This window comes from Rhizobium sp. KNZ2-6A, from assembly GCF_056755475.1.
This window is the reverse complement of record NZ_JBNDIC010000010.1, coordinates 74575-98524: the sequence shown is the minus strand read 5'-3', so window position 1 is coordinate 98524 and position 23950 is coordinate 74575. Positions and strand designations below refer to the sequence as shown.

Here is a 23950-nt window from a genome sequence, read left to right as displayed (position 1 = left end):
AGTTTTTCAATCGCATGAGCTTGGCAACAGGCTCATGCGATTGTTTTTGGAGCGCTGACTGGCCTGCCGTAAGATCGCGATGGGATCTATTCAGACTGCTTATTGCCTGGGGAGAAGGGCGGCAGAACCTCGAGGCTTTCCCGATCAAATTGTGCGAAAACTTCGTCGTAGCCGAAACGGAAATGCCATCCGAGGACCATGCCTGCGGCTTTCGAGGCGTAGACGCGATCGATGCTTTGCGGCAGCGGCCAGTTTCGCTGCGCAAATTTCGCGGCAAGACCCGGAGCGCGTAATCGGATGACGGAGGCTGCGTCGACGGCGAGCGCCTCGCAATCTTCCGGTTTGAACAGCGTGCCGGCGGAAACGATATGCCGTTGAAAACCTCCGCCGCCATTCGTCAGCGCCGCGACATGGGCATCCGCCACGTCCCGGATATCGACGCCGCGATGCAGCCGGTAGGCCGCCATCACATTGGCTGGTTCCGGAAAGCTCCGAGACATGCGTAAAACGCGCACCTGCAAATCCCGGCCGGCCATGTCAGCCAGAACCCGTTCGGCTTCCAGTTTCGTGCGGTGATAGATGCTTTTCGGTTGCGGCGCCGTGTCTTCGTCTATCCATGTGCAGCAACCCGGAGTAGCTGCGTGGCCATAAAGCGCGGTCGTGCTCGTAAACACCAGTCGCCTCACGCCGGCCGCCAGGGACGCTTTGGCCAGGAAACGCGTTCCCTCCACATTGATGCGGCGAAATTCATCGTCGGAGATCGTTCCGACATGTGGAGCGTGCAACGCCGCGCAATGGATGATCGCATCCGCACCTGTCAGCGCTTGGTGCAGCAGCATCGCATCGGTAAAATCGCCAACGAGATGCGTCGTCGAAAACGGCGAATGATCAATCCCTACGACCGAGTGATCGGTCGCCAGCGCGTTGAAGATTGCCCGGCCGAGCCGCCCTGAACTGCCTGTCAGAACAATGCGCATGTCGATCCCCGATGAACTGGCCTACCATAGCACGATTGTGGCGATTGCCGCTTCTTCCTGCAGGATCAGGCGCTTGTGGAATGGCGACAGAATGCGGGGAGCCAGTGTATTGGCAATAAAAAACCGGACGCTGGCGGGGTAGCGTCCGGTTCATGGTCCATCCGAGCATCTGGCGGGGAGAGGATGCCCGGTACGCGGAGATCAGAGCGTCTTGTGACGCTTATGCAGTCTCTTGCTCTCTTCGCTCTCGCGATGGAGCGCCGAAATGGTGGATGCGACTGACACGATAAACATGATGCTGATAAAAAGTGTAAGCAGCGTCAAAATTGTGAACATGATCGCTCCCTCCTTTGGTGGGACTAGCGTTCAGATCCCTTTAGTATTGGCTCGTGGCAACGAAGGGACGAGCCGAAGCAAAGGGACCGTAGACCTTCGACTGGTCGGGTTTCTGATCGTAAAGCGCGACGGTTGCCGCGAGCATTCCCGAAATCATGGCCATCCAAACAACGTTAATGAGGGTGATCTTGTCGGGCATACTCTTCTTCCTTCTTGCCGCAATGTGCGAACTGAGTTTCGGACTGTTAACGCGGCGTTTCCTAAATGGTTCCGCCGACCTTGAGGGCTATCTAGCAATGCGCGCCTGAAGCGACCTTGAATACCTTGTTCATCTGGCGTTCAGATTCGCGATGCGTTTCGCGCATGGCACTGGCGATTTCTTGGGCAAAATTGACGCCTTTGCCGCTTTCCAAAGCGGAATCCCATTCGACTTCATAATTGTCGGCGAAAAGATGAACGAGATATTCGACGAAAAATGAACCGACGACGGCGCCTGCGATAATGAAGACGAGCATGGCATGATTTCCCTGGGACGGAGATCGATGAGCCGTTGAACCAGGCCCGTTTCGATGCTGAAGCTAGTAAAGCATTATTGAGCTGAAACAGGCTTGAACGTCGTATTCATCCGGCGTTCAGAGGCGGTCCTTAGGTTGCAAATGACTTGCGATGCGGCCTCATCCATGACAAAAGGCGTCAAAACAACGAGCCTGCTTGGTATGACGACAGCCTTTTATCCCGGATCTTTCGACCCGATGACCAACGGACATCTGGATGTCCTTGTGCAGGCGTTGAACGTCGCCTCGAAGGTGATCGTCGCGATTGGCGTTCACCCCGGCAAGAAACCGCTTTTCTCCTTCGAGGAGCGGGCGGAATTGATCCGAAGGTCGCTTGCCGAGGCTCTGCCGCAGAAGGCGGATGCCATTTCCGTCGTCGCCTTTGACAATCTGGTCGTCGATGCCGCCCGTACCCATGGCGCGACCCTGCTGGTGCGTGGTCTGCGCGATGGCACCGACCTCGACTATGAAATGCAGATGGCCGGCATGAACCGGCAGATGGCGCCGGATATCCAGACGCTGTTTCTGCCCGCCGGCACGGCCTCGCGGCCCATAACCGCCACATTGGTACGGCAGATCGCATCCATGGGCGGCGACGTCAGCGCCTTCGTGCCGTCGGCGGTTCTGGAAGCCCTGACCGGCAAACTCAAAGATGCGGCCAGCGTCAAAAACTGAGCCAAAATTCATTTTCCGAACGGAGCACCCATGAAACTCTTTCATATCGCATTGGCAGGCGCCTTGAGCCTTGCCGCCTTCGCAGGCAGCGCAATCTCGGCCGCGGCCGCTGATCTCCTGACGATCCAGCTCAAGGATGGTCCGGTCGTCATACAGCTGATGCCCGAAGCTGCGCCGAAGCATGTCGCGCAGATCGAAGCGCTGGCAAAGAAAGGTGCTTACGACAACGTCGTCTTCCACCGCGTCATCGATGGCTTCATGGCCCAGACCGGCGACGTCCAGTACGGCAATGCGACGAAGGGTTATGATCCGAACAAGGCCGGCACCGGCGGTTCCGACCTGCCGAACCTTCCGGCCGAATTCTCAAAGGTTCCGTTCCAGCGCGGCACCGTCGGCATGGCGCGCGCCCAGGATCCGAACTCGGCCAATTCGCAGTTCTTCATCATGTTCGCCAATGGCGATTTTCTGAACGGCCAGTATACGGTCGTCGGCAAGGTCGTTTCCGGCATGGAGCTTGTCGACAAGATCAAGCGCGGCGAAGGCCAGAACGGCGAAGTGAGCAATCCGGACAAGATGATCAAGGTCACTGTCACCAAGAAGTAATTTCACAGGCATGATCCCAAAAAGTGCGATGCGGTTTTTGGACAAGATCATGCCGAGGCCAGCGACATGATCCCGAAAGCACGATGCTGCTTCGGGATCATGTGCAATCAAGAAGAGAGAAGAGGAAACGAACATGGCTGAGATCAAGGATCCAGAAAACACCCTCATCCTGGAAACCACCAAGGGCCAGGTTGTCATTCAGCTTCTGCCGCAGGTCGCTCCCGAACATGTCGCCCGCGTCAAGGAACTCGCTCGCGAGAAGGCCTATGACGGCGTCGTCTTCCATCGCGTCATCGATGGCTTCATGGCCCAGACCGGCGATGTGCAGTTCGGCAAGCAGGGCAGCGAGACCTTCAATCCCGGCCGCGCCGGCATGGGCGGCTCTTCCAAGCCGGACCTGAAGGCGGAATTTTCCGCGACCTCGCATATACGCGGCACCTGCTCCATGGCTCGTTCGCAGAACCCGAACTCGGCCAATTCGCAGTTCTTCATCTGCTTTGCCGACGCTCCGTGGCTGAACAAGCAGTACTCCGTCTGGGGTCAGGTCATCTCCGGCATGGAATTCGTCGACCAGATCAAGCGCGGCGAGCCGGTGAAGGATCCGGATTCGATCGTATCCGCGCGGGTTGCCGCCGACGTCTGATCGTGATTATTCCTGAAACCCGCCTCTTGCGCTTATGGCGCGAGGGGCGGGTTTCGCTTTGCCTGAATGAATTGCCTGGACGACCTGAATGCGTGTTGACCTTTTCGATTTCGATTTGCCGGATGAGCGCATTGCGCTGAGACCCGCCGAGCCGCGCGATAGCGCGCGCCTGCTCGTGGTCGATCCGAACAACGGCGCGAACACGCTGAGCGATCATCAGGTACGGGATCTCCCATCCTTTCTGCGTCCTGGCGATGCCGTGGTCTTCAACGATACCAAGGTGATACCGGCGCAGCTGGAGGGCATTCGTTGTCGCGAGGGTGCGCCCGGCCAGCAGGTCTCGGCGACCTTGCATATGCGGGCTGCACCCGACCGCTGGAAGGCCTTTGCCAGGCCCGGAAAACGCATCAAGATCGGCGATCGCATCCAGTTCGGTCATGGCGAAAATGTCTGCGCGCTCGGTTCGCTCGATGCAACGGTCGAGGAAAAGGGCGAGGGCGGCGAGATCACCCTGCGGTTCGATCTGTCCGGTCCTGCCTTGGACGAGGCGATTGCCGCCGTAGGGCACATTCCGCTGCCGCCCTACATCGCGGCGAAGCGCCCGGAAGACGAGCGCGATCGCGCGGACTACCAGACGATCTATGCGCGGGAGGAGGGCGCCGTCGCAGCACCCACCGCCGGTCTGCATTTCACGCCATCTCTCTTTGCAGCGCTCGATGACCTGGGTGTCGAGCGGCATTTCGTGACATTGCATGTCGGCGCCGGCACCTTTCTGCCTGTCAAAGCCGATGATACCGACGATCACAAGATGCATTTCGAGATCGGCTATGTCGATGCCGAAACCGCCGCCAGGCTCAATGCCGTCAAGGCGAGGGGCGGGCGCATCGTCTGCGTCGGCACCACGTCGCTGAGATTGATCGAAAGTGCCACCGCCAACGATGGCACCATCCAGCCCTGGCAGGGCGCCACAGGCATTTTCATCACGCCTGGCTACCGCTTCAAGGCCGTGGACATGCTGATGACGAATTTTCACCTGCCGCGCTCGACCCTGTTCATGCTCGTATCGGCCTTTGCCGGCCTCGATACGATGCGCGCGGCCTATACCCATGCTATCGAGACGGGCTATCGCTTCTATTCCTATGGCGATGGCAGCCTGCTCTACCGGAAAGACTAGGACGAAATGAGCGAGAGCTTTCAGTTTCAATTGAAGAAGATCGATGGCGGCGCGCGCCTCGGCGAAGTTTCCATGCCGCGCGGCACGATCCGCACGCCGGCCTTCATGCCCGTCGGCACGGTCGGCACCGTCAAGGCCATGTATCTCGACCAGGTGCGCGAAACCGGCGCCGATATCATTCTCGGCAATACCTATCATCTGATGCTGCGCCCGACGGCCGAGCGTGTCGCCCGCCTTGGCGGCCTGCACGAGCTGATCCGCTGGCCGCACGCGATCCTCACCGATTCCGGCGGCTTCCAGGTGATGTCGCTGTCCGGCCTGCGAAAGCTGGACGAGCAGGGCGTCACCTTCAAATCGCATGTCGACGGCAGCCTGCATCACATGTCGCCGGAGCGATCGATCGAGATCCAAGGGCTGCTCGGCTCCGATATCCAGATGCAGCTCGACGAATGCGTCGCCCTGCCGGCGACACCGAAGGAAATCGAGCGCGCCATGGAAATGTCGCTGCGCTGGGCGGAGCGCTGCAAGACGGCTTTCGGCAACCAGCCCGGCAAGGCGATGTTCGGCATCGTACAGGGCGGCGACGTCCCGGAGCTGCGCGTCCGCTCGGCGCAGGCACTGAGCGGCATGGACCTCAAGGGCTATGCGGTCGGCGGTCTTGCCGTCGGCGAGCCGCAGGAAGTCATGCTGCGCATGCTCGAGATCACGCTTCCGGAGCTGCCGACAGAGAAGCCGCGCTACCTGATGGGCGTCGGCACGCCCGACGATATCCTCAAATCCGTCGCCCGCGGCATCGACATGTTCGATTGCGTGATGCCGACCCGCTCGGGTCGTCATGGATTGGCCTTCACCCGTCGCGGCAAGGTGAACATCCGCAATGCTCGTCATGCCGAAGACATGCGCCCGCTCGACGAGCAGTCCAGCTGCCCGGCCTCGCGCGATTATTCCCGCGCCTATCTGCATCATCTCGTCCGCGCCAACGAAGCGCTCGGCGGTATGCTGCTCTCCTGGCACAATCTCGCCTACTATCAGGAACTGATGCAGGGCATTCGCCAGGCGATCGCCGAAGGTCGCTTTGCCGATTTCATGGCCGAGACGCAGGAAAACTGGGCGAGGGGTGATCTCGAGCCGGTTTGATCGAGCTTGCTTCCTGGTTACTTCGCTTGTCTGCAAAGCGATTCCACGCTAATCGGAAATCGTCGAAAAAGGCATGGTCGGTTTCGGTAAGCCCGACCCCTTCCGTCCGGAAGCTCTGCTCCGCGCCATTGGCATGAGAACCCACGACGCGGAACTTGGCCATAGTGGCCGAGTGTCCCGCGTTGACGTGGTTTTTTGACCGACTTGTCTCCGCGGGAAAACCCTGGAGCGGTCATGAGACTGAATCACCTTGATTTGCATGTGCCCGATGTCGCCGCGACCCGGGATTTTTTCGTTGCTGCATTCGGCCTGACCGAGATCGAGACACGCGGCGCCAATGGTCTCGCCATCCTGCACGACGACGCCGGCCTTGAGCTGGTTATCAGCCGTCCAGTCGAGAAATTCGGAGGCGCCGATACGATTATGGTCGGCCGCAACACCTATCATATCGGCTTCATTCTGCCGTCGCGTGAGGCGGTCGATGCGCAGTATGCAAAGATCAAGGCGATGGGTCACGAGATCTGGCAACCGCCGGCTGCAATCCGTGGCGGATGGCTGTTTTACTGCTTCGCGCCGGGGCGAATCCTCATAGAAGTCGGATGGCGGCCAAGCGGTTAATCGGCTTGGTAAATCCTTTATTATCGATTGATTGCTATGTTTAAGGAACGTCGTTTTGAACTGGCTGGAACAGGCTTGCCGCGGGCAATTTCTGTCTCCAGTCATGTCTCATAATGGACTTTGCGACAATAAAGCATTGGGAAAAATAGCGAATCGGAATAAACGGTCCTTCCGCCATTGATGCATGTCATTGGCCGATTTGATTGCGTGAGGCTTGGAATTTCAAAAAAATCCGGCTAAAACGCATTCTCTTAATCGATAAGGGCTGTACTACCGAAAATAGGAGGCACTTGCCGTTGAGGGCGCAACGCAAATTCGGGGCATGTCTTTCAGGGCTATTGATTGTCGGCCTGGCGGCTACCAGCTGCACGACGACACAGAAGACGAACCCCACCCCCAGCAAAACCACCAAGCCCATTCGTGGCGCGAAAGTGACATATAATTACACGACCAAGGACAAGGACTGTCTCGAACGCGCGATGTATTTCGAGTCGGAACGGTCCGATCCCAGCGGTTACATGGCCGTTGGCACGGTCGTGATGAACAGACTGACCTCCGGCGCCTATCCGCCCACGATCTGCGGCGTGGTTTCCCAGGAAAGGCAATTCGCCCCGGGCGTGATGACCAGGGAAGTCAAGGATCAGGCGAAGTCGGATCTTGATGTTGCTGCCGCCGCGATCCTGCGTGGCGAACGGCATCCCCAGGTGAAGGACGCAATGTTCTTCCATACCGAAGGCCTGAGGTTCCCCTACGACAACATGCACTACGTCGCTTATGCCGGCGGCAACGCGTTCTATGAGAAGCGCGGTCGGGATGGCGAATTGCAGACGCCTGCGCCGCTTCCGGCCTATGAAGTCGCGATGAATTACGTGCCCACGCGGGGGGCGCCTCAATCGCCGTTCGTGCTGCCGGAAACGCAGCCGGCGCAACCGGCTTCGTCCGTTATGGCTTTCACGCCGGTCTCCAACCCGATGGTAACGATGCCGCAGAGCGCCATTATCATTCCGGCTGCGGTTCCGATCCCGACGCCGGCGCCGACGAACATGGCGATCTCTGGACCGCTTTCGAACGACGACACGACGTTCACCAATACGCCGATGCCCGCATCGACCGTCGTCGTTCCGCAGCCGCGGCCGGAATTCGACGGCAACACGCCGGCGGGAAATTCGCTTAGAATTCGCGGCTAGTAAGCCCTTGCCCAAGCCTTTCAGCAGCGCGTCTCTCCTTAAGAGGCGCGCTGTTTTCATTGCGGGCTGAGCAATGACTCAGATGCCCTCGCTCGTTGCCTTCGAAAGAATCTGCACGCCATTGATCTTGTAGCTGCCGTCAGGCTGACGGGTTATCTGATAAATCGCCGTCCAGTCCTTGTCGTCGGTGCCGGTGATCAGCACTTCCTGATAGACGACCGCGCCGTTGTCTATCGCGCGGCTCTTGCCGAAGGCATAGTTGCGGGGGTGGTAGACCGGCTGATAGCTCTTCTTCACCATGGCAAAGAAGCTCTCCTTGTCCGGGAAGAGCGCCTTGATGCCGGGCGCGGCGAAGGAATAGGCCGTCGCCGCATCATCGTGCAGAAAAGCTTCGATCTGTTGTTCGATGAGGCTCTGTGCCGTCCGCACCGGATCTTCCGCACAAGCGGCCGGTGCGAAGACGATGCAGCAGAGAAAAGCGGCTATGGAAAAAGCGCGCATGTTCGACCCCAGCCATATGGGAAGAGCATAGCGCGCTTTGATACCAGGCAGAAGCGATTACTGCCAGCGGCGGAAGAGGGCGCTGGCGTTGACGCCGCCAAAGCCGAAGCCGTTGGAGATCGCATAGTCCATGGCCATCGGCCGCGCTTTGGCACCGACGATATCGATGCCTTCGGCCGCCGGATCCGGCTCCTGCAGATTGCGGGTCGGCGGAGCGATCTGATCGCGCAGCGCCATGATGGTGAAGATCGCCTCCATGCCGCCGGCGGCTCCCAGGAGATGGCCGGTTGCAGCCTTCGTGCCGCTGACCGCGATCCCACCATCACGGCCGAAGACTGTCTTAATGGCTTCCATCTCGCCACGGTCGCCGACCGGTGTAGACGTCGCATGCGCATTCAGGTGTTTGACCTCGGCCGGTGAAATCCGAGCCTGGGAAAGGGCGGCAAGCAAGGCCCGCCGCGCGCCATCGCCGTCTTCCGGCCCGGCGGTCATATGATAGGCATCGGCGGCGGTGCCATAGCCGACGAGCTCGGCGAGCGGCGTCGCGCCGCGTGCAAGCGCATGATCCAATGTCTCGATAACAAGCATGCCGGCGCCTTCGCCCATGACGAACCCGTCGCGGCCGTTGTCGAAGGGGCGAGAGGCCTCTTCCGGCCGATTGCTGAAGCCTGTCGAGAGCGCGCGTGCGGCGGCGAAGCCGCCGAGGCTCACCTTGTCGATGCAAGCTTCGGCGCCGCCGCAGATGGCGATATCGGCTTCTCCCGCGCGGATCAGCCGTGCGGCATCGCCGATCGCCTGGACACTGGCGGCACAGGCCGTGACCGGTGCACCGAGCGGTCCCTTGTATCCATAGCGGATACTAACCTGGCCGGCGGCGAGATTGACGAGGAAGGAAGGGATGGTGAAGGGCGACAGGCGCCGGACGCCCTTTGTTTCGGCGGTGCGCACGGCATCGGCAATGGCCGGAAAGCCGCCGACGCCGGATGCGATAATCGTTGCGGTCCGCTCCAGATCGCCGACGTCAGTCGGTTGCCAGCCGGCCTGGAGGATTGCTTCCTCGGCGGCCGCCATGGCGAAAAGGATGAAGCGATCCATTTTCTTCTGGTCCTTGACCGGCACGTAGCGGTCGACATCGAAGCCGGCTTCCGGGTCCTCAGCGATATCGGGAACAACGCCACCGACCTTGGCGGCGAGATCGCCCACCATCTCCTCGGGCAGCAGCCGGAGGCCGGAACGCCCCTCGATTAGCCGTTTCCAGCTTGCATTGACACCCACGCCCAGGGGAGAAACCAGCCCCATGCCGGTGACGACGATACGATCCATGTCTTGCTCCTTTTATATCAGGCGTCGAAGCCCAGAAACCATGCCTTCATCTGGGCGATGCGGTCATGAACCGCTTCATCGGCTGCCGGCCCCGGCACGAGGATCGTGTCTTCGGGTTGAAAGGCGCGGCCGGTGACGCGGTCGATGAGAAGCGGGTCGCGATCCCGGCCGGTATTGGCATCGGCAAGCCGCATGGCGACCTCTTCCGACGGCAAATGCTGATTACCCCAGGTAAAGAGCGCCATCAGCACGGGGAAGAAATCGCGGCCCTTGTCGGTCAGCACATATTCGTAGCGCGGCGGCCGCTCATTGTAGAGACGCCGCTCGAACAGGCCTTCCTCGGTCAGATGCTTGAGCCGCCGGGTCAGGATGTTGGGCGCGACGCCGAGATTCCTCTGGAATTCATCGAAGCGGCGCAACCCTTGAAACGCATCGCGCAGGATCAGAATGCTCCACCAGTCGCCGACGCTTTCGAGCGCGCGGGCGGCCGGACATTTGAATGTACTGAAGCTGGTTCTTTGCATGGGCACGGCTGATAGCATGAGTAACTAGCATTATGCAAGTTACTCATGCGAAGCCAGCTCGGCGCCAGGCGAATACCCAATCTGCTGTCGCGAGATTTGTTCGTCTCTTGAGGCTGAGAATAAACTTGAAAAGGTCCCTTTGCGGCAAAGTGTCGGCGAACAAGGGGAGGTATCGGTCGGCTGCGTGCTCGCGGGCAAAGGATTTTCAGTACGGCGGTGCCTTGCGGGCGCGCTGCTGTTTTGCTGCCTCGGTCCACCAAGCGAGATCGTCGGCAAAACGGGGAAAAGCGCGCGCAAGGGCATCGCCTCCGTTACCGGTCGGTTTGCTGTCGACGTCCAATGCGGCCGATATATTGGCGACGGCAAGCGTGCTTGAGATGACGACCATTCCCATCTCAGAAAGGGTGCCATGCCAGGAGACCGCCGCATGTGCGCCGGAAAGGCGGCCGCCGGAGTAGCTGGCAATTGCCGCCGGGCGCCAAAACCACTCCTCGAGATAATGATCAGTCAGGTTCTTAAGGCCGGGTTGCATGCCCCAATTATATTCGCCGGCCACGAAAACGAAGGCATCAGCAGCCCGAATTTTCTCAGCAAGCCTCTCCATTACCGGTGGCGCAGAACCGTTGGGGTATTCCTTGTACATCCTATCAAGCATCGGCAGGCCAACCGCTTTCGCATCGATTAGCTCCACATCGTTTCCACGCTGACGCAAGCCGGCTACGAGGTAGTTCGCGAGACGGATGCCGACACGATCCGACCGGTAGGAACCGTAGAGAACCAAAATACTGTCGGCCATTGGTGATTATGCCCTCACAGTTTTGTACGACATGCTCTAGGTGCGTGACTCCACCGGCACCGAAGCAGACACCTCTTCCTCCGGAATATCGTCGAAGGATGCATAATTGAGGTTATAGAGCTTCGAATAGAGTTTGCCATTCGCCATGAGCTGATTGTGGTTGCCGCTTTCAAGCAGCTGGCCGTTTTGCAGCACGATGATGCGGTCGGCTTCGCGGATGGTCGCCAGGCGATGGGCGATGACGAGGCCGGTGCGCCCTTCGAGCAGCTTCACCAATGCCTTCTGGATCAGCATTTCGGTGTAGCTGTCGATATTCGCCGTAGCTTCGTCGAGCACGAGGATCTTGGCATCGGCGACAAGAGCGCGGGCGAAGCTGACGAGCTGGCGCTGGCCGAGCGAAAGACCGCCGCCACGCTCGCCGAGAACGGCGTCGTAGCCATCAGGCAGGCGCATGATGAACTCATGCGCGCCGACCGCCTTGGCGGCTTCGATCACCTCTTCGCGTGTCGCTTCCGCCTTGTTGTAGCGGATGTTCTCCAGCACCGTACCGGTGAAGAGGAACGGCTCCTGCAACACCATGGCGATCTGCCGGCCGAGCGAATCCTGGGTGAGGGACCTTACGTCGTGACCGCCGACCAGCACCTCGCCCTGCTGGACGTCGTAGAAGCGATGAATGAGCGCCATCGAGCTCGACTTGCCTGAGCCCGTCGGCCCGATCAGCGCCACCGTTTCTCCCGGATTGACCCTGAAGCTGACATTCTTCAGCACGGGATGCTCGGGATTATAGCCGAAAACGACGTCGCGGAATTCGACCGAGCCATCCATGTCGGCCGACAGCACGACAGCGTCGGGCGCATCCTTGATGTCGATCGGCACATCGAGCACCTCGGTCAGCCGCTGGCCGGACGCCATGGCGCGCTGCATGACCGAATATTGCATGGTGAGTGAACGGATGGGGTCGAAGAAGCGCTGAATGTAGAACAGGAAGGCGACCATGATGCCGACATCGAGCCTGTGGTTCAGAACCATCGAACCGCCGACGATGATGACGATCGCCATCGCCATGCCGGTCAGCGTATCGACGATCGGCACCATGATCTGCGCATAACGCGCCGCCGTCAGATGCGTCTGAAGATTGGCGTGGGCCTTGTCGTCGAATAGGGAGAAGTTGACGCCCTGACGATGCATGCCCTGGACGGCGCGCACGCCATGGATCGCCTCGGCCAGCGCGCCATTGGTGACGGAGTTGGTTTCATGCGCGTTCATGAAGGCGACGCGCGCCTTCGGCAGCCAGAACAAGCGGACGATGAAGAGGATCGGCATGACCGAAAGCGTCAGCAGCCCGAGCCGGAAATCGAGCGACAGCATGACGATGACGATGCCGAAAAGCAGGGCCATGTCACCGACGGAAAGCACTGACGTTTCAAGGAATTCCTGCATGGAGTTAACGTCGCCCTGCAGGCGCGACATCAGGCGTCCGACTTCCGTCTTGTCCATGAAGGACAGCGAGACGCGCTGCAGATGCGCAAACATCGCGCGGCGTATGTCGAACAGCACTTCTTCCGCGACCTGGCCGACATAAGTTTCCTGCACATAGCTCGCCCCGTAATTGACAAGGATCGCCGCGGCGAAAATTGCGAGAGACAGCCACAGCGCCGAATAGTCTATCGCGCCGGGTGCCATCGCCTTGTCGATCGCATGACGGATGACAAGCGGTATGACGATCTGCGATCCTGTGAACAGCAGCACGGCCGCGACCGAAATATAGATTTGCCGGTGATAGGGGCTGACGAAAGCCCATATGCGGCGAATGATTTTAGTGTCGAAGACCTTACCGAAGATCTCCTCTTCCACCCGGTGAGAGCCGACCACGGCGCGGGGAGGGCGTCGACCATCCTCGCGCACGTCATTGCGCTCGGTTTCGGTGATTTCCGACATTGTCAAACCTCCCTTTTCGCCCTTTCGAGCGTGCCGCCGCTGGATGTCCTGAGGACATCGTCCTCCGGGCGAACCTGCAGATCGTAGAGCGCCTTGTACCGCCCTCCAGCCGCCAGAAGCTGCTCATGGGTGCCGCGCTCGACGATCTCGCCATCCTCGATGAACAGGATCTGGTCAGCATGCATCAACGAACTCAGCCTGTGGGCGACGATCAACGTTACCCGATCCCGCGCAAAACGCTTCATGGCGCTGCGGATACGCTGCTCGGTTGCAGCGTCGATCGCCGCCGTGGAATCGTCGAAGACCATCACGGCCGGCTTCAGCATCAATGTGCGGGCGATCGTCAGGCGCTGGCGCTGGCCGCCGGACAGCGATACGCCGCGCTCGCCGACAACCGTGCCGTAACCGCCTGGCAGGCCAAGAATGTAATTATGCAGTTGCGCTGACTCGGCGGCACGCTCGATGCGGGTTTCCTTTGCCCAGGGGTCGCCGTAGGCGATGTTGTTCTCGATGCTCGTCGTGAACAGGAAGGAATCTTGCTGCACGACGGCAACGTTCTGCCGCAGTGACTGCAGCGTCGCCTTGCGAATGTCCTGACCATCAAGCGTGATTTGCCCGGCCGTGACATCGTAGAAGCGCGGAATAAGGTGGGCGATGGTGGATTTGCCGCTGCCGGGCGGTCCAACGATGCCGATCGTCTCGCCGCGTTTTGCCTCGAAACAGATATTCTTCAGCACCGGCCGCGTTTCCGAACCGGGATAGTTGAAGTCGACACTCTCGAAACGCAGCGTGCCGTCGGTGACGACAAGCGGCTTGGCATCCGGCGCATCCTTGATGGGGATATCGAGATCCAGCAGCGCAAACAGTCGTGATCCGCAGGTCGACGCCCGTGCAAAGGCATTCACCATCAGGCCGAGCTGGCGCACCGGCATCTGCAGAATGGTCATGAAGGTCAGGAACGAGGCCAGCGTGCCGACGCTGATCTCGCCCGCAATGACCTTGAGGCCACCGAGCCAGAGCACGAGCCCCATCGACACGAAGAAGGAGAGGTTCATGGCGCTGGTATTGACGACGCGGATACCGACGCGCTTATGAGCGAGGGACAGCGCGTTATGCGAGGCGCGATCGAATTTCAGGATTTCGTGCGCCTGTGCGGCGAAGGCGCGGACGACGCGGATGCCGCCGAGATTTTCTTCCATCACGCGCGTCAGCACGGAGAGCCGTTCCTGCAGGTCGAGCCACGTCGAGCGCAGCCGTAATTGCGTGACGGAGGATCGCCACGCGACGAAAGGCACGAAGCTCAGTGCCAGCAAGCCGAGCGCCACATCTGTCGACAACAGCATATAGGCGCCGACGCCGATCAGCATGGTCAGCAGCACCATGCGCACCAGCGCGGTCGAGAAATACATGCGCACGCCTTCCAGATCGAGCAGGCCAACGGTGATGAGATCGCCGGAGTGGGCCTTGTCGTGGAAGCTGAAGGAGAGCTGCTGGATTTTCTCGTAGCAGGCGAGGCGGAGCTCGTAGCCCATATGGTGGCCGACGGACTCGCTGTAATAGTTCTGCACCATCGTGAACAGACCGCGCAGGATGCTGACGACAAGCAGCAACAGCGCGGTCGTCATCAAGGCATTCTCTGCGATCTGGCCGGCGGCACCGCCGCCGACTGCCGTTTGCGTCTGGTCGACGGCTCGTCCCAAAAGCCTGGGGATCGTCAACTGCAACGTTGCAGCTACGAAAGTAGCCCCTATGGCGAAGCTCGTTTGCCAGGGGTGGCGCAGCGTCATATGGGTGATGCGAACGATCGTCGACAGGCCTTGGCCCCAACCGACCGCGTTGATATGCGCGCGCGAAACCAATGGCCGCGCCGCGCTTCTTGATGAATCGCTGCTCACGCTTTTATCCAGGCATGTTTAAATGAGGCGGGCCCGCAGACGGGTTCGTATCTCAGGGGAAGTATTGATAGGATGAATTTTGCCGATTCCATGGCGACGTTCAAGGGTCAATCGGTCACAAGTCCCACGCGAATGTTAGATTGCGTGTTCAAAAAATAGTCGATGACATGTCGGCGTCGAAACCGGTGAGACGTCCTTCGGGTACTATGCCAGAACAAGGAGGATATTATGCGCAAGATCATCGCAGCCACATTCATCAGCCTCGACGGCGTCATGCAGGCACCCGGCGGTCCGGATGAGGATCCGACCGGCGGTTTCAAATATGGCGGCTGGGTATTCCCTTACTCCGACGAAGAAACCTTTAAGACACTCTTCGAAGTGTTCGAAAAGCCGTTCGACCTGCTGCTCGGACGCAAGACCTATGAGATTTTCGCCGCCTATTGGCCCTATATCGACAACGACAATCCGATCGCCGCTAAATTCAACAGCGTCACCAAATATGTTGCGACGCGCGGCAACGCCGAGCTGAAATGGAACAAGAGCCAATCGCTTGGCAAGGACGTCGTGTCGGCGATCAAGGAGCTGAAAGCAGGCGAGGGGCCGGATCTCCTCATTCAGGGCAGCGGCGATTTCATTCAGACCCTGCTGCGCCACGGACTGATCGATGAATTCAACCTGATGATCTTTCCGCTCATCTTGGGCGGCGGCAAGAAGCTGTTCGCTGGCGGCGCGGTTCCCGCCGCAATGAAACTGCTGCGCACCCAGTCGTCCCCGACCGGCGTCATCTTTGCCACCTATCAGCCGGACGGCCCGGTGAAGACGGGTTCCTTCGTCGGGCCGGATCCGTCCGAAGAGGAGATCGAGCGTCGCAAGCGATGGAAATAGATAGTCGATGGTGGGACGGTCGAAGGATACTTGGTCAGGATTACATCGCTTGTTCGACCGTCTGAAATTCGCGAAGGGACTTCATGATTTCGCGAAGACCTTTCGTGAGATGCTTGTCCCGGCGCAGCACCATGCCGAGTTGTCGAACGAGTCTCGGCCTGAGCGATGAGGTAACCAGAAGGTCAGATTTGTCGCGCCTCAGCGCCATGTCCGGGAGAATGGACCATCCAAGGCCAGCCGCGACCAGCTCCTTTATGGCCTCGACGCTGCCGAATTCCATGGCCGGCTCGGCATGGACCCCGCCAGCCTGGAACCAGTCGTCCGTGGCGCGGCGTGTGTTGCCGCCTTCGTAAAGCAGCAGCGTCTTGTCCTTCATGAATTCCACATCCGGTCCGCCATCCGGCATCACGCTTCCCTTTGGAGCTACGGCCAAAAGCTCGTCGTCATGGAATGGTTCGACTTCGAGCGAGCGGCCAGCGGCGGGCAGGGCGACCACCGCGAGGTCAAGCGCATTGGCTTCGAGATCGCGCAGAATCTCTGCAATATTGCCGATGCGGACGATGATCTCGAGATCAGGCATGCGCTTCTTCGCCATGGCGATGGCGCGGGGCAGCAGGTGGATCGAGGCCGTGCCGCCGCTGCCGATCCGCACGCGGCCGACCGATCCCTCGCGAAACGGCATCATCGCCTCTTCCGCCATGGAGCAGGCTTCGATGACGCGGCGCGCATGCGGAAGCAGACCGATGCCCGCCGGCGATGGCTGCGCACGCCGTCCGACACGCTCGATCAGCTTCACGCCAAGGCGCTGCTCCAGAAGCTTCACCTGCAGGCTGACGGCCGGTTGCGTCAACCCGGCCTTGTCGGCCGCGGCGGTGAAGCTGCCGAGATCGACAACGCTAAGAAAGGCGGCGACCTGATCCAGATTGAGCATCAGAAGAATTCCTTATGGATTGCATAAAGATCATAAGCTTCATTCGTTGCTAATACCAGTGCATCCTAAAGCCATGTTGATGCGGGCCAAAGGAACACGAAGATGACGATCGATATCGATAGAGCAATGCCGGCAGCGGCTGGTACGGGCAGGGGATTGCGAAAGCCGGGATTTCTGCGAGCTACGCTCACGAAATTTCTGGCCTATCTCGAAAAGCGCCAAACAAGATGGGATCTGCGCGACCTGACCGACGACCAGCTTCGCGATATCGGCATGACGCGCGCCGAAGCGCGCACCGAGGTCAGCAGGTCATGGTTCTGGAGCTAGACGGACCGGAGCCGCGCGAAGGGAAAAGTCCGAAGAGGAGCCGCATGACACTGCCGTTTGCATCGACGGGACCTATGCAAGAAGTGCGTAGGAAGCGAATGGTCGGAGGAGTTCATGCAGTTTCAAACATCATTTCCGGTGCGCGCAGCGCAGATTGGGCGGGTAGGGCCGGTGTTCCGGATGATCTCAGCTTCGATGCACAGCAATTATGCCTCATGCAGTCTTTTTTGTGGCAGCGTTCTTCTTTCCGCCACAGAGTTGTCTGATCCATCGCCTTCCAAATTCAGCGATGCCTTTCGGCCGCTGCCCGCCTTCCGCCCGGATCATCAATTCAGAGTGCCAGATAGAGTTCCATGCTCAAGACAACTTCCTTGCTTCTCACCACGGCGCTTTCGGCCGTATCTCTTGTTGGCAGTCTTTCGATAGCGCAGGCCGGCCAGGCGAGTTATGTCGTGGATGCGCGTAGCGGTCAGGTGCTGGAGGCATCGAATGAGAACGAGCTGAACTATCCGGCATCGCTCACCAAGATGATGACGCTCTATCTCGCCTTCGAAGCGCTGCATGGCGGCCGCCTGACATGGGATCAGAAGCTGATCATGTCGGCGAATGCCGAAGGCAAGGAACCCTTCAAACTTGCCGTGGGTGTTGGCGGCAAGGTCACCGTGCGTGAAGCCGTTGAAGGCATCGTCGTCCTGTCGGCCAATGACGCGGCCGTCGCGATCGGCGAACAGCTCGGCGGCAACGAGGACAGCTTCGGCCGGATGATGACCGAAAAGGCGCATAAGCTCGGCATGAGCAACACCGTCTTCAAGAATGCCTCCGGCCTGCCGGATCCGGAGCAGGTGACGACCGCCCATGACATGGCGATACTCGGCGTCGCGCTGATGCGGGATTTTCCGGAGGAGTTCAAGCTCTTCTCCATGCGCGGCATCAAGTTCCGCGGCATGAAGCTGCGCGGTCACAACAATCTCATGTATCGCTATGCCGGTGCCGATGGCATCAAGACCGGCTATACCGATGCCTCCGGGTATAATCTCGTGACCTCCGCAACGAAGAACGGCCGCCGTGTCGTCGGCGTGGTCATGGGCGAGAAGACGGCCCAAATTCGCGATGACAAGATGGCAAGCCTTCTGGACACCTATCTGGCCCCAGTGGCGACAACGGCCACGGTATCGACCGGCACTGCCAAGCAAAGCTCGGCGAACTGATTTCTGCTTGATTTCAGCATCCAGCCGGCCATTCCTCGGGCGGCTGACAAGAGGGCGGCTCCGTTTCCGAAGTTGTGCCGCGAAGAAGCTGATCCCGCCGCATCATGCCTGTCATACAGGGCAGGGACCAGGTTTTTTCGCACAGAAGTGCGATTTCCTCCGACTGCCGCTTTCATCCAAGGCACTCCACGGTTGAACGTTGAGAGGGCCCTCTCACGAGAAATAGTTGAGTGGTGATTGCCGAGCTGGCGGGCTGCCCTATGTCTTCTGCGGAAGTCGCTCGTTCGCTGCGCTTGTCATGATCTGGTAGGAATCAGCGCCGAACTGCGAATTCGCGTAGGCGGAGATATCTGGTTTCAGTTTGTTATTCTCCGAAAATGAAGGATCCATCATTGGTCGCGACCGGCCTGATGCTTCCTATAAGATCTCGCAAATATTTCAACGCATTAGGTCAAGTTGGAGGACCGGGATGACGTATGATGCACGTTTGACGCGTGAGCGCGATTTTCACAATGAACGCTTCGGTGCTGTGGAGGAGCGCAAGGAGGATTCGTTTTATTTCGCCGTAAAGGCCGCCGTGGACGCCTATTGGCGGCTGGTGAGGACGGCCTGTCCCGAAAGGGACGTACTAGAATACGGATGCTCGAATGGTATGAGCAGCATTGGTCTCGCGCACTCCGCCAAGCGGATCACCGGTATCGACATTTCGGACGTCGCTATTCAACAGGCCACGGATACGGCGGCTCTCCGCGGAATCAACAATGTGGCGTTCCAGGTCGATAATGCGGAAGATATGAAGCTGCCCTCGGCGGGCTTTGACGTCGTTTTCGGCAGCGGCATCCTGCACCACCTGGTCCTGGAGAAATCGCTTAGCGAGATCCGGCGAGTGCTGCGACCCGGCGGCAAGGCCTTCTTCTTCGAGCCACTCGGCCACAACCCCGTGATCAATCTCTATCGCAACCGGACGCCTGAGGCCCGCACGGTTGACGAGCATCCGCTCTTGAAATCCGACTTTGACATTGTGCGCAAATATTTCTCGAAGTGCGATCTGGAATTCTTCGGGCTGGCTGCGCTTGCTTCGATCCCGTTTCGCAGGAGCCCGCTCGGCGCCGCAGTCCGGGGCACCGGCGAACAGATCGACAATCTGCTGCTCAAAATCCCGGGCGTCAGATGGCAAGCCTGGATCGTTGTCATGACCCTGGAGGCATGAGGGGCAGGCCTGTTCAACAAAGAGCAGGCCATTCCCATCCTCAAGAAATCATGGCCGATGTTGTCTCTGTCGCAGTTGGAAATAGAATGTACCCGGCTACAAACAAATATCAGATAAGATAGATTATGGAACTAATCAGATATGGTCCCTTGAAAGAGATATCCATTTTCCGGTTTTATTTCAGATAGTTGGCGAGATTTTCGAGAGTCGATGTCAAACCCTGGTCATGGTCTTTCTTGCTAATGCCATATGGCACGTTCTCGCAAACTACCGTGACCTTCGTACCGGACGGCACCTCCACCCATGACCACGTAATAATCATCGTGCCGGCGAATGCTGCGTCGTCGGATTCGAAATCCACTGCCTGAACGATGCACTTGTCAGGAACGATTTCGAGGAACCGGCCGGAAACGATATCGGTATGCTCGGAGGATTTTCCAGGTGCCGAATGATCCGCCGCATCATAGGACAGCGCCAGCCGATAAATGCCGCCTTGATATGGCTCGAAGACGTGAATGTGCCCGGTCATGCCTTTGGGCGGAAGCCAGGCGATCAATGCATCGGGATTGACGAACGCGTCGAAGATCGCGTGTGGCGTGGCGCGGATTATTCTGGAAGCCGTGTCGGTTCTTTTCGCGCCTGTTGCCGCGGTCATTACATCCTCCTCGTCGTGAGTATCGCAGCGGTTCGTGCAGCGCGGCTGATTAAATGCCCACGGCGCTGCCGCTTCAGTTCGCCTTGATACGGATCGCCTTGGCTGCGATCTTCTCGGCCAGCAGTTTCGGATTGCAGGCGAAAATACTGTCCGGGCGCCCAGCCGCGCACCAGACCTGATCATAGGCCAAAAGGCTCTCATCCATGAAAACAGGCAGATCGACGAGATGGCCGATCGGTGCGACGCCGCCGATGGCGAAGCCGGTTTCGTCGCGAACGCGATCGATGTCCGCGCGCTTCAGTCGAACCCCGTAAGCCGTTGCTATATAAGCTGTATCGGCATTATGGCTGCCAGAAACAAGAAGCAGTGTCAATTCATGCGTGTCGGCGTTGACGAAGACCAGCGACTTGACGATCTGGCCGACGGCGCATCCGACCGCCTTGGCGGCTTCCTCGGCCGTCCGCGTCGATTGCTCCATGCGCTTGATCGAAATATCCAGGCCCAGATCGCGCGCCGCCAGCTCGACGCGCTCCAGGCTCGAAAGCTTTCTGCTGTCTTCGCTCATAGATCGTCATCCTCCACGTCGAGTTCGATCTGCATCTGATCGTAGGCCGGCTCGACATGATCGGGCGTTTCTGCGAGCACGGTCACATAATCGAGCGGCGTGTGCATGTGGGTCAAGATGGCATGTTTCGGCCGTAAGCGTTCGATCCATCCAAGCGATTGTTCCAGCGATAGATGGCTCGGATGTGGCCGATACTGCAGAGCGTCGATGATCAGGACGTCGAGATCTTCAACTTTTTCAACCGATTCCGGCGGGAAGTCGCTGATATCGCTGCAATAAGCGAGTTTGCCGATACGAAAGCCGAGCGAGTGGATATCGCCGTGCAGCTGCTTGTGAGGCCAGAAACGGATCGGACCGCCCGCCCCCGCGATCGTGAAGCTTGTCTCGAGGCTTTCTATCAACACCGGCCTCACGATCGGCGGATAGCTGCTGCCGGGCGGCGTCTCCAGACAGTAACGAAAACCCTCGCGAATGCGATCCATGGTCGGCGGATCGGCGTAAATTGGGATGCGCTCGTGCGAGATATGGAAGAAGCCGCGCAGATCGTCGATGCCATGAATATGGTCGGCATGGGCGTGGGTATAGAGTACGGCGTCGACGGAACTGACACCGGCGCGGATCATCTGCTCGCGAAAATCCGGTCCCGTATCGATGACGACGGTGGTAATCCCGCCATCCGGCGCGATCTGTTCGACGAGAAATGCCGCGCGCGTGCGCCGGTTCTTCGGGTTCTTGGGATCGCAGTCGCCCCAATCCCCGGTAATGCGGGGAACGCCCGGCGACGATGAGCAGCCCAAAATGGTGAAGCGTCGCCGGTATGTCACGACGTCAGACCCTCGTCATCTTCGAGAAGCAGCGGAAGGCGTTCGCCGTGGTGATTTCGGCGATATCAGCCATGCTGACGCCGATCGTATCGGCCAGCACCTCGGCTGTGTTGACGACATAGGACGGTTCGTTGCGTTTTCCCCGCCAGCGCTTTGGCGCAAGATATGGCGCGTCGGTCTCGACCAGCAGCCGGTCATGCGGGATCGTCCTGGCGATCTCGCGCAGTTCCTCCGACTTGGGGAAAGTCAGAATACCGGAAAAGGAGATGTAGCCGCCGAGCTCGACACCCGTGCGGGCAAGGGCAGGGCCGGCGGAGAAGCAATGGAGAATGAAGGGGAAAGCCCCCTTCCCCGTCTCTTCCGTCAGAATCGCCGCCATATCCTCATCGGCGCTGCGGCTGTGAATGACCAGCGGCAGCTTCGTTTCGCGCGCGGCAGCGATATGGCGCAGGAAGCCGGTCTTCTGGTCTTCCGGCTTGACGGTGTCGTAGAAGTAATCGAGACCCGCCTCGCCGATCGCCACGATCTTTTCGTGCTGGTTTGCCAGCCGCACGAGGTCTTCCGTCTGGATGTCCAGCTCCTGGTCGGCGCTGTTCGGATGCGTGCCGACCGAGCAGAAAACCGACGGATAGCGCTCGGTGAGCGCAAGCAAGCCATCGAGCTTCCTGACTTTGGTCGAAATGGTGACCATCTGCTTGACGCCGACCTCATGGGCGCGCGCGACGATCGCGTCGCGCTCTTCCTCGAAGTCGGCAAAATCCAGATGGCAATGCGTATCGATCAGCATGGAAAACCTTATTCGGCGGTCGGCGCGACATAGCGCGGGAAGACCGGTTTCGGCGCCTCCAGCGGCGTTCCGGCAACGAGGCGGCCTGCCTCGCCGAGCGCCGCGAAATCACGCTTGTCGGCAGGGATTGCAATGAGATCCAGAAGCTTTGCAGAGGATTCCGGCATGAAAGGCTGCAGCAGAATGCCGATCTGGCGCACCACGTCGGCCGTGACATAGAGCACGGTCGCCATGCGCGCAGGGTCGGTCTTCTTCAGCGCCCAGGGCTCCTGGCCCGCGAAATAGCGGTCGGTCTCGGAAACCACGGCGATAATGGAAGCAAGCGCGCGATGAATGAGCTGCTTGCCCATGTCTTCGCGGGTCGAGGTAAGCAAGGCATCGGCCTGATCGAGAAGTGCCTTGTCCTCGTCGGTCAGCGGACCGCATTCGGGGATCTGGCCATCACAGTTCTTGACGATCATCGAAAGCGAGCGGCTGGCGAGGTTGCCGATGCCATTGGCGAGATCGGAATTGATGCGCGTGCCGATCGCCTCTTCGCTATAGCTGCCGTCCTGGCCGAAGGAGACTTCGCGCAGGAAGAAATAGCGCACCTGGTCGAGGCCGAAATGGTTCACCAGATTGACGGGATCGACGACGTTGCCGAGCGACTTCGACATCTTCTCGCCCTTGTTGAGCAGGAAGCCGTGGGCATAGACGCGCTTCGGCAGCGGCAGCTTCGCCGACATCAGGAAGGCGGGCCAATAGACGGCGTGGAAGCGGATGATGTCCTTGCCGATGACATGCAGGTCGGCCGGCCAGTATTTCGCCCGGGGATTGCTGCGGTCTTCGATATAGCCGGTCGCCGTGATGTAGTTCGTCAGCGCATCGACCCAGACATACATGACGTGGGCCGGATCGTTCGGCACCTTGATGCCCCAATCGAAGGTGGTGCGTGAGATCGACAGATCCTTGAGACCCGACTTCACGAAGGAGATCACCTCGTTGCGCCGCTCGGCCGGGCCGATGAAGTCCGGGTTCTCTTCGTAAAGCTTCAGCAGCCGGTCCTGGTATTCGGAGAGCTTGAAGAAATAGCTTTCCTCCTGCACCCATTCAACCGGCGTGCCCTGCGGTCCGTAGCGCACGCCGTCAGCGCGCAGCTCGGTTTCGTTTTCCTGATAATAGGCTTCGTCGCGCACCGAATACCAGCCGGCATAGGAATCCTTGTAGATGTCGCCGGCGTCGGCCATCAGGTTCCAGATGTTCTGCGATGTCTCATGGTGGCGCGGCTGCGTGGTGCGAATGAAGTCGTCGTTGGACGCATTCAGCAGCTTGCCCATCGCCTGGAATTCATCGGAATTGCGGTTGGCGAGCTGCTGCGGTTCCATGCCCTCGGCGCGTGCCGTCTGCTGCATCTTCTGACCATGCTCGTCCGTACCCGTCAGAAAGAAGACGTCGCGGCCATCGAGGCGCTGGAAGCGGGCCATCGCATCGGTGGCAATCAGCTCATAGGCATGGCCGATATGCGGCTTGCCGTTGGGATAGGCGATCGCGGTGGTGATGTAGAACGGAATTTTTTCGGTCATGTCGGGCAGCGGTCCGCTTTTACTGTTGCGTCTCTGTTATTCTTGGCTCCGCTCGCTTTAGCGCATGTTTGCCGGGAGCGAAACACCAAGTTTCGCGTCCGCAGCATTCGGAACT

The 23950-nt window shown here is 59.4% G+C and carries 26 protein-coding genes; 11 read left to right on the top strand and 15 right to left on the bottom strand.

Features of this window, described 5'->3' with window-relative positions:
• Nucleotides 1-86: 86 nt before the first annotated feature.
• The 3 genes from ACPYOP_RS09600 to ACPYOP_RS09590 all read right to left on the bottom strand — a co-directional run bounded on the left by ACPYOP_RS09600 (nt 87) and on the right by ACPYOP_RS09590 (nt 1828).
• Nucleotides 87-977, bottom strand: a complete 891-nt coding sequence (locus tag ACPYOP_RS09600; protein ID WP_481410159.1) for an NAD-dependent epimerase/dehydratase family protein — start codon at nt 975-977, stop codon at nt 87-89.
• 376 nt (nt 978-1353) lie between these two features.
• The gene (locus ACPYOP_RS09595; RefSeq protein ID WP_162943881.1) at nt 1354-1512 is read right to left on the bottom strand and encodes a hypothetical protein; all 159 of its coding nucleotides are present in this window, start codon (nt 1510-1512) and stop codon (nt 1354-1356) included.
• A gap of 91 nt (nt 1513-1603) precedes the next feature.
• Nucleotides 1604-1828, bottom strand: a complete 225-nt coding sequence (locus ACPYOP_RS09590) for a hypothetical protein (RefSeq protein ID WP_481410158.1) — start codon at nt 1826-1828, stop codon at nt 1604-1606.
• 201 nt (nt 1829-2029) lie between these two features.
• Here ACPYOP_RS09590 and coaD point away from each other — a divergent pair, with 201 nt between their 5' ends.
• The 7 genes from coaD (at nt 2030) to ACPYOP_RS09555 (ending at nt 7904) form a co-directional block, all read left to right on the top strand.
• Entirely contained in the window at nt 2030-2542 is a 513-nt protein-coding gene (coaD, locus tag ACPYOP_RS09585) for a pantetheine-phosphate adenylyltransferase (RefSeq protein ID WP_481410157.1), read from the top strand.
• Between the two features lie 30 nt (nt 2543-2572).
• Nucleotides 2573-3145, top strand: a complete 573-nt coding sequence (locus ACPYOP_RS09580; RefSeq protein ID WP_481410156.1) for a peptidylprolyl isomerase — start codon at nt 2573-2575, stop codon at nt 3143-3145.
• A gap of 133 nt (nt 3146-3278) precedes the next feature.
• Entirely contained in the window at nt 3279-3788 is a 510-nt protein-coding gene (locus tag ACPYOP_RS09575; protein ID WP_168838950.1) for a peptidylprolyl isomerase, read from the top strand.
• Between the two features lie 88 nt (nt 3789-3876).
• The gene (gene queA, locus ACPYOP_RS09570) at nt 3877-4962 is read left to right on the top strand and encodes a tRNA preQ1(34) S-adenosylmethionine ribosyltransferase-isomerase QueA (RefSeq protein WP_481410155.1); all 1086 of its coding nucleotides are present in this window, start codon (nt 3877-3879) and stop codon (nt 4960-4962) included.
• Nucleotides 4963-4968: 6 nt separating this feature from the next.
• A complete protein-coding gene (gene tgt / locus ACPYOP_RS09565) occupies nt 4969-6099 on the top strand; it encodes a tRNA guanosine(34) transglycosylase Tgt (protein WP_481410154.1) in 1131 nt (376 codons plus the stop codon).
• 234 nt (nt 6100-6333) lie between these two features.
• Entirely contained in the window at nt 6334-6717 is a 384-nt protein-coding gene (locus ACPYOP_RS09560) for a VOC family protein (RefSeq protein ID WP_481410153.1), read from the top strand.
• Between the two features lie 296 nt (nt 6718-7013).
• Nucleotides 7014-7904: a cell wall hydrolase gene (locus ACPYOP_RS09555; RefSeq protein WP_481410152.1), complete on the top strand. Its 891-nt coding sequence runs from the start codon at nt 7014-7016 to the stop codon at nt 7902-7904.
• Between the two features lie 78 nt (nt 7905-7982).
• Here ACPYOP_RS09555 and ACPYOP_RS09550 read toward each other — a convergent pair whose 3' ends face one another.
• The 6 genes from ACPYOP_RS09550 to ACPYOP_RS09525 all read right to left on the bottom strand — a co-directional run bounded on the left by ACPYOP_RS09550 (nt 7983) and on the right by ACPYOP_RS09525 (nt 14773).
• Nucleotides 7983-8405 carry a DUF4864 domain-containing protein gene (locus ACPYOP_RS09550; protein WP_481410151.1) on the bottom strand — a complete coding sequence of 141 codons (423 nt, stop codon included), beginning with the start codon at nt 8403-8405 and terminating at the stop codon, nt 7983-7985.
• Nucleotides 8406-8462: 57 nt separating this feature from the next.
• Complete coding sequence (gene fabF, locus ACPYOP_RS09545) at nt 8463-9728, bottom strand: beta-ketoacyl-ACP synthase II (protein ID WP_481410150.1); 1266 nt, start codon at nt 9726-9728, stop codon at nt 8463-8465.
• 17 nt (nt 9729-9745) lie between these two features.
• Nucleotides 9746-10252 carry a winged helix-turn-helix transcriptional regulator gene (locus ACPYOP_RS09540; RefSeq protein WP_481410149.1) on the bottom strand — a complete coding sequence of 169 codons (507 nt, stop codon included), beginning with the start codon at nt 10250-10252 and terminating at the stop codon, nt 9746-9748.
• Between the two features lie 205 nt (nt 10253-10457).
• Complete coding sequence (locus ACPYOP_RS09535) at nt 10458-11048, bottom strand: NADPH-dependent FMN reductase (protein WP_481410148.1); 591 nt, start codon at nt 11046-11048, stop codon at nt 10458-10460.
• A gap of 36 nt (nt 11049-11084) precedes the next feature.
• On the bottom strand, nt 11085-12986 hold the full coding sequence (locus ACPYOP_RS09530) for an ABC transporter ATP-binding protein (RefSeq protein WP_481410147.1): 1902 nt from the start codon (nt 12984-12986) through the stop codon (nt 11085-11087).
• A gap of 2 nt (nt 12987-12988) precedes the next feature.
• A complete protein-coding gene (locus ACPYOP_RS09525; protein WP_481410196.1) occupies nt 12989-14773 on the bottom strand; it encodes an ABC transporter ATP-binding protein in 1785 nt (594 codons plus the stop codon).
• Between the two features lie 336 nt (nt 14774-15109).
• Here ACPYOP_RS09525 and ACPYOP_RS09520 point away from each other — a divergent pair, with 336 nt between their 5' ends.
• Complete coding sequence (locus ACPYOP_RS09520) at nt 15110-15766, top strand: dihydrofolate reductase family protein (protein WP_481410146.1); 657 nt, start codon at nt 15110-15112, stop codon at nt 15764-15766.
• 40 nt (nt 15767-15806) lie between these two features.
• Here ACPYOP_RS09520 and ACPYOP_RS09515 read toward each other — a convergent pair whose 3' ends face one another.
• Nucleotides 15807-16697 (bottom strand): LysR family transcriptional regulator, encoded by an 891-nt coding sequence (locus ACPYOP_RS09515; protein ID WP_481410145.1) that lies wholly within the window; start codon nt 16695-16697, stop codon nt 15807-15809.
• A gap of 102 nt (nt 16698-16799) precedes the next feature.
• Here ACPYOP_RS09515 and ACPYOP_RS09510 point away from each other — a divergent pair, with 102 nt between their 5' ends.
• The 3 genes from ACPYOP_RS09510 (at nt 16800) to ACPYOP_RS09500 (ending at nt 19442) form a co-directional block, all read left to right on the top strand.
• Nucleotides 16800-17024, top strand: a complete 225-nt coding sequence (locus ACPYOP_RS09510) for a DUF1127 domain-containing protein (protein ID WP_481410144.1) — start codon at nt 16800-16802, stop codon at nt 17022-17024.
• 353 nt (nt 17025-17377) lie between these two features.
• A complete protein-coding gene (locus ACPYOP_RS09505) occupies nt 17378-18232 on the top strand; it encodes a D-alanyl-D-alanine carboxypeptidase family protein (protein ID WP_481410143.1) in 855 nt (284 codons plus the stop codon).
• 487 nt (nt 18233-18719) lie between these two features.
• Nucleotides 18720-19442, top strand: a complete 723-nt coding sequence (locus tag ACPYOP_RS09500) for a class I SAM-dependent methyltransferase (protein ID WP_481410142.1) — start codon at nt 18720-18722, stop codon at nt 19440-19442.
• A gap of 175 nt (nt 19443-19617) precedes the next feature.
• Here ACPYOP_RS09500 and ACPYOP_RS09495 read toward each other — a convergent pair whose 3' ends face one another.
• The 5 genes from ACPYOP_RS09495 to metG all read right to left on the bottom strand — a co-directional run bounded on the left by ACPYOP_RS09495 (nt 19618) and on the right by metG (nt 23835).
• Nucleotides 19618-20097 carry an SRPBCC domain-containing protein gene (locus ACPYOP_RS09495; protein ID WP_481410141.1) on the bottom strand — a complete coding sequence of 160 codons (480 nt, stop codon included), beginning with the start codon at nt 20095-20097 and terminating at the stop codon, nt 19618-19620.
• A 73-nt stretch (nt 20098-20170) separates the two neighbouring features.
• Nucleotides 20171-20662: a YbaK/EbsC family protein gene (locus ACPYOP_RS09490; RefSeq protein WP_481410140.1), complete on the bottom strand. Its 492-nt coding sequence runs from the start codon at nt 20660-20662 to the stop codon at nt 20171-20173.
• Entirely contained in the window at nt 20659-21486 is an 828-nt protein-coding gene (locus ACPYOP_RS09485) for an MBL fold metallo-hydrolase (protein WP_481410139.1), read from the bottom strand. Before ACPYOP_RS09485 ends, ACPYOP_RS09490 begins: the two co-directional genes overlap by 4 nt.
• 4 nt (nt 21487-21490) lie before the next feature.
• The gene (locus tag ACPYOP_RS09480) at nt 21491-22273 is read right to left on the bottom strand and encodes a TatD family hydrolase (protein ID WP_481410138.1); all 783 of its coding nucleotides are present in this window, start codon (nt 22271-22273) and stop codon (nt 21491-21493) included.
• 8 nt (nt 22274-22281) lie between these two features.
• Complete coding sequence (gene metG / locus ACPYOP_RS09475) at nt 22282-23835, bottom strand: methionine--tRNA ligase (protein ID WP_481410137.1); 1554 nt, start codon at nt 23833-23835, stop codon at nt 22282-22284.
• Nucleotides 23836-23950: the final 115 nt, after the last annotated feature.

Excerpts from the sequence above, each read along its gene's own strand:
- queA (WP_481410155.1), top strand. The coding sequence starts at position 3,877 with ATGCGTGTTGACCTTTTCGATTTCGATTTGCCGGATGAGCGCATTGCG.
- fabF (WP_481410150.1), bottom strand. The coding sequence starts at position 9,728 with ATGGATCGTATCGTCGTCACCGGCATGGGGCTGGTTTCTCCCCTGGGC.
- ACPYOP_RS09600 (WP_481410159.1), bottom strand. The coding sequence starts at position 977 with ATGCGCATTGTTCTGACAGGCAGTTCAGGGCGGCTCGGCCGGGCAATC.
- ACPYOP_RS09550 (WP_481410151.1), bottom strand. The coding sequence starts at position 8,405 with ATGCGCGCTTTTTCCATAGCCGCTTTTCTCTGCTGCATCGTCTTCGCA.
- ACPYOP_RS09535 (WP_481410148.1), bottom strand. The coding sequence starts at position 11,048 with ATGGCCGACAGTATTTTGGTTCTCTACGGTTCCTACCGGTCGGATCGT.
- metG (WP_481410137.1), bottom strand. The coding sequence starts at position 23,835 with ATGACCGAAAAAATTCCGTTCTACATCACCACCGCGATCGCCTATCCC.
- ACPYOP_RS09520 (WP_481410146.1), top strand. The coding sequence starts at position 15,110 with ATGCGCAAGATCATCGCAGCCACATTCATCAGCCTCGACGGCGTCATG.
- ACPYOP_RS09515 (WP_481410145.1), bottom strand. The coding sequence starts at position 16,697 with ATGCTCAATCTGGATCAGGTCGCCGCCTTTCTTAGCGTTGTCGATCTC.
- ACPYOP_RS09560 (WP_481410153.1), top strand. The coding sequence starts at position 6,334 with ATGAGACTGAATCACCTTGATTTGCATGTGCCCGATGTCGCCGCGACC.
- ACPYOP_RS09480 (WP_481410138.1), bottom strand. The coding sequence starts at position 22,273 with ATGCTGATCGATACGCATTGCCATCTGGATTTTGCCGACTTCGAGGAA.
- ACPYOP_RS09530 (WP_481410147.1), bottom strand. The coding sequence starts at position 12,986 with ATGTCGGAAATCACCGAAACCGAGCGCAATGACGTGCGCGAGGATGGT.
- tgt (WP_481410154.1), top strand. The coding sequence starts at position 4,969 with ATGAGCGAGAGCTTTCAGTTTCAATTGAAGAAGATCGATGGCGGCGCG.
- ACPYOP_RS09525 (WP_481410196.1), bottom strand. The coding sequence starts at position 14,773 with ATGACGCTGCGCCACCCCTGGCAAACGAGCTTCGCCATAGGGGCTACT.
- coaD (WP_481410157.1), top strand. The coding sequence starts at position 2,030 with ATGACGACAGCCTTTTATCCCGGATCTTTCGACCCGATGACCAACGGA.
- ACPYOP_RS09505 (WP_481410143.1), top strand. The coding sequence starts at position 17,378 with ATGCTCAAGACAACTTCCTTGCTTCTCACCACGGCGCTTTCGGCCGTA.
- ACPYOP_RS09510 (WP_481410144.1), top strand. The coding sequence starts at position 16,800 with ATGACGATCGATATCGATAGAGCAATGCCGGCAGCGGCTGGTACGGGC.
- ACPYOP_RS09595 (WP_162943881.1), bottom strand. The coding sequence starts at position 1,512 with ATGCCCGACAAGATCACCCTCATTAACGTTGTTTGGATGGCCATGATT.
- ACPYOP_RS09495 (WP_481410141.1), bottom strand. The coding sequence starts at position 20,097 with ATGACCGCGGCAACAGGCGCGAAAAGAACCGACACGGCTTCCAGAATA.
- ACPYOP_RS09590 (WP_481410158.1), bottom strand. The coding sequence starts at position 1,828 with ATGCTCGTCTTCATTATCGCAGGCGCCGTCGTCGGTTCATTTTTCGTC.
- ACPYOP_RS09575 (WP_168838950.1), top strand. The coding sequence starts at position 3,279 with ATGGCTGAGATCAAGGATCCAGAAAACACCCTCATCCTGGAAACCACC.
- ACPYOP_RS09490 (WP_481410140.1), bottom strand. The coding sequence starts at position 20,662 with ATGAGCGAAGACAGCAGAAAGCTTTCGAGCCTGGAGCGCGTCGAGCTG.
- ACPYOP_RS09580 (WP_481410156.1), top strand. The coding sequence starts at position 2,573 with ATGAAACTCTTTCATATCGCATTGGCAGGCGCCTTGAGCCTTGCCGCC.
- ACPYOP_RS09540 (WP_481410149.1), bottom strand. The coding sequence starts at position 10,252 with ATGCAAAGAACCAGCTTCAGTACATTCAAATGTCCGGCCGCCCGCGCG.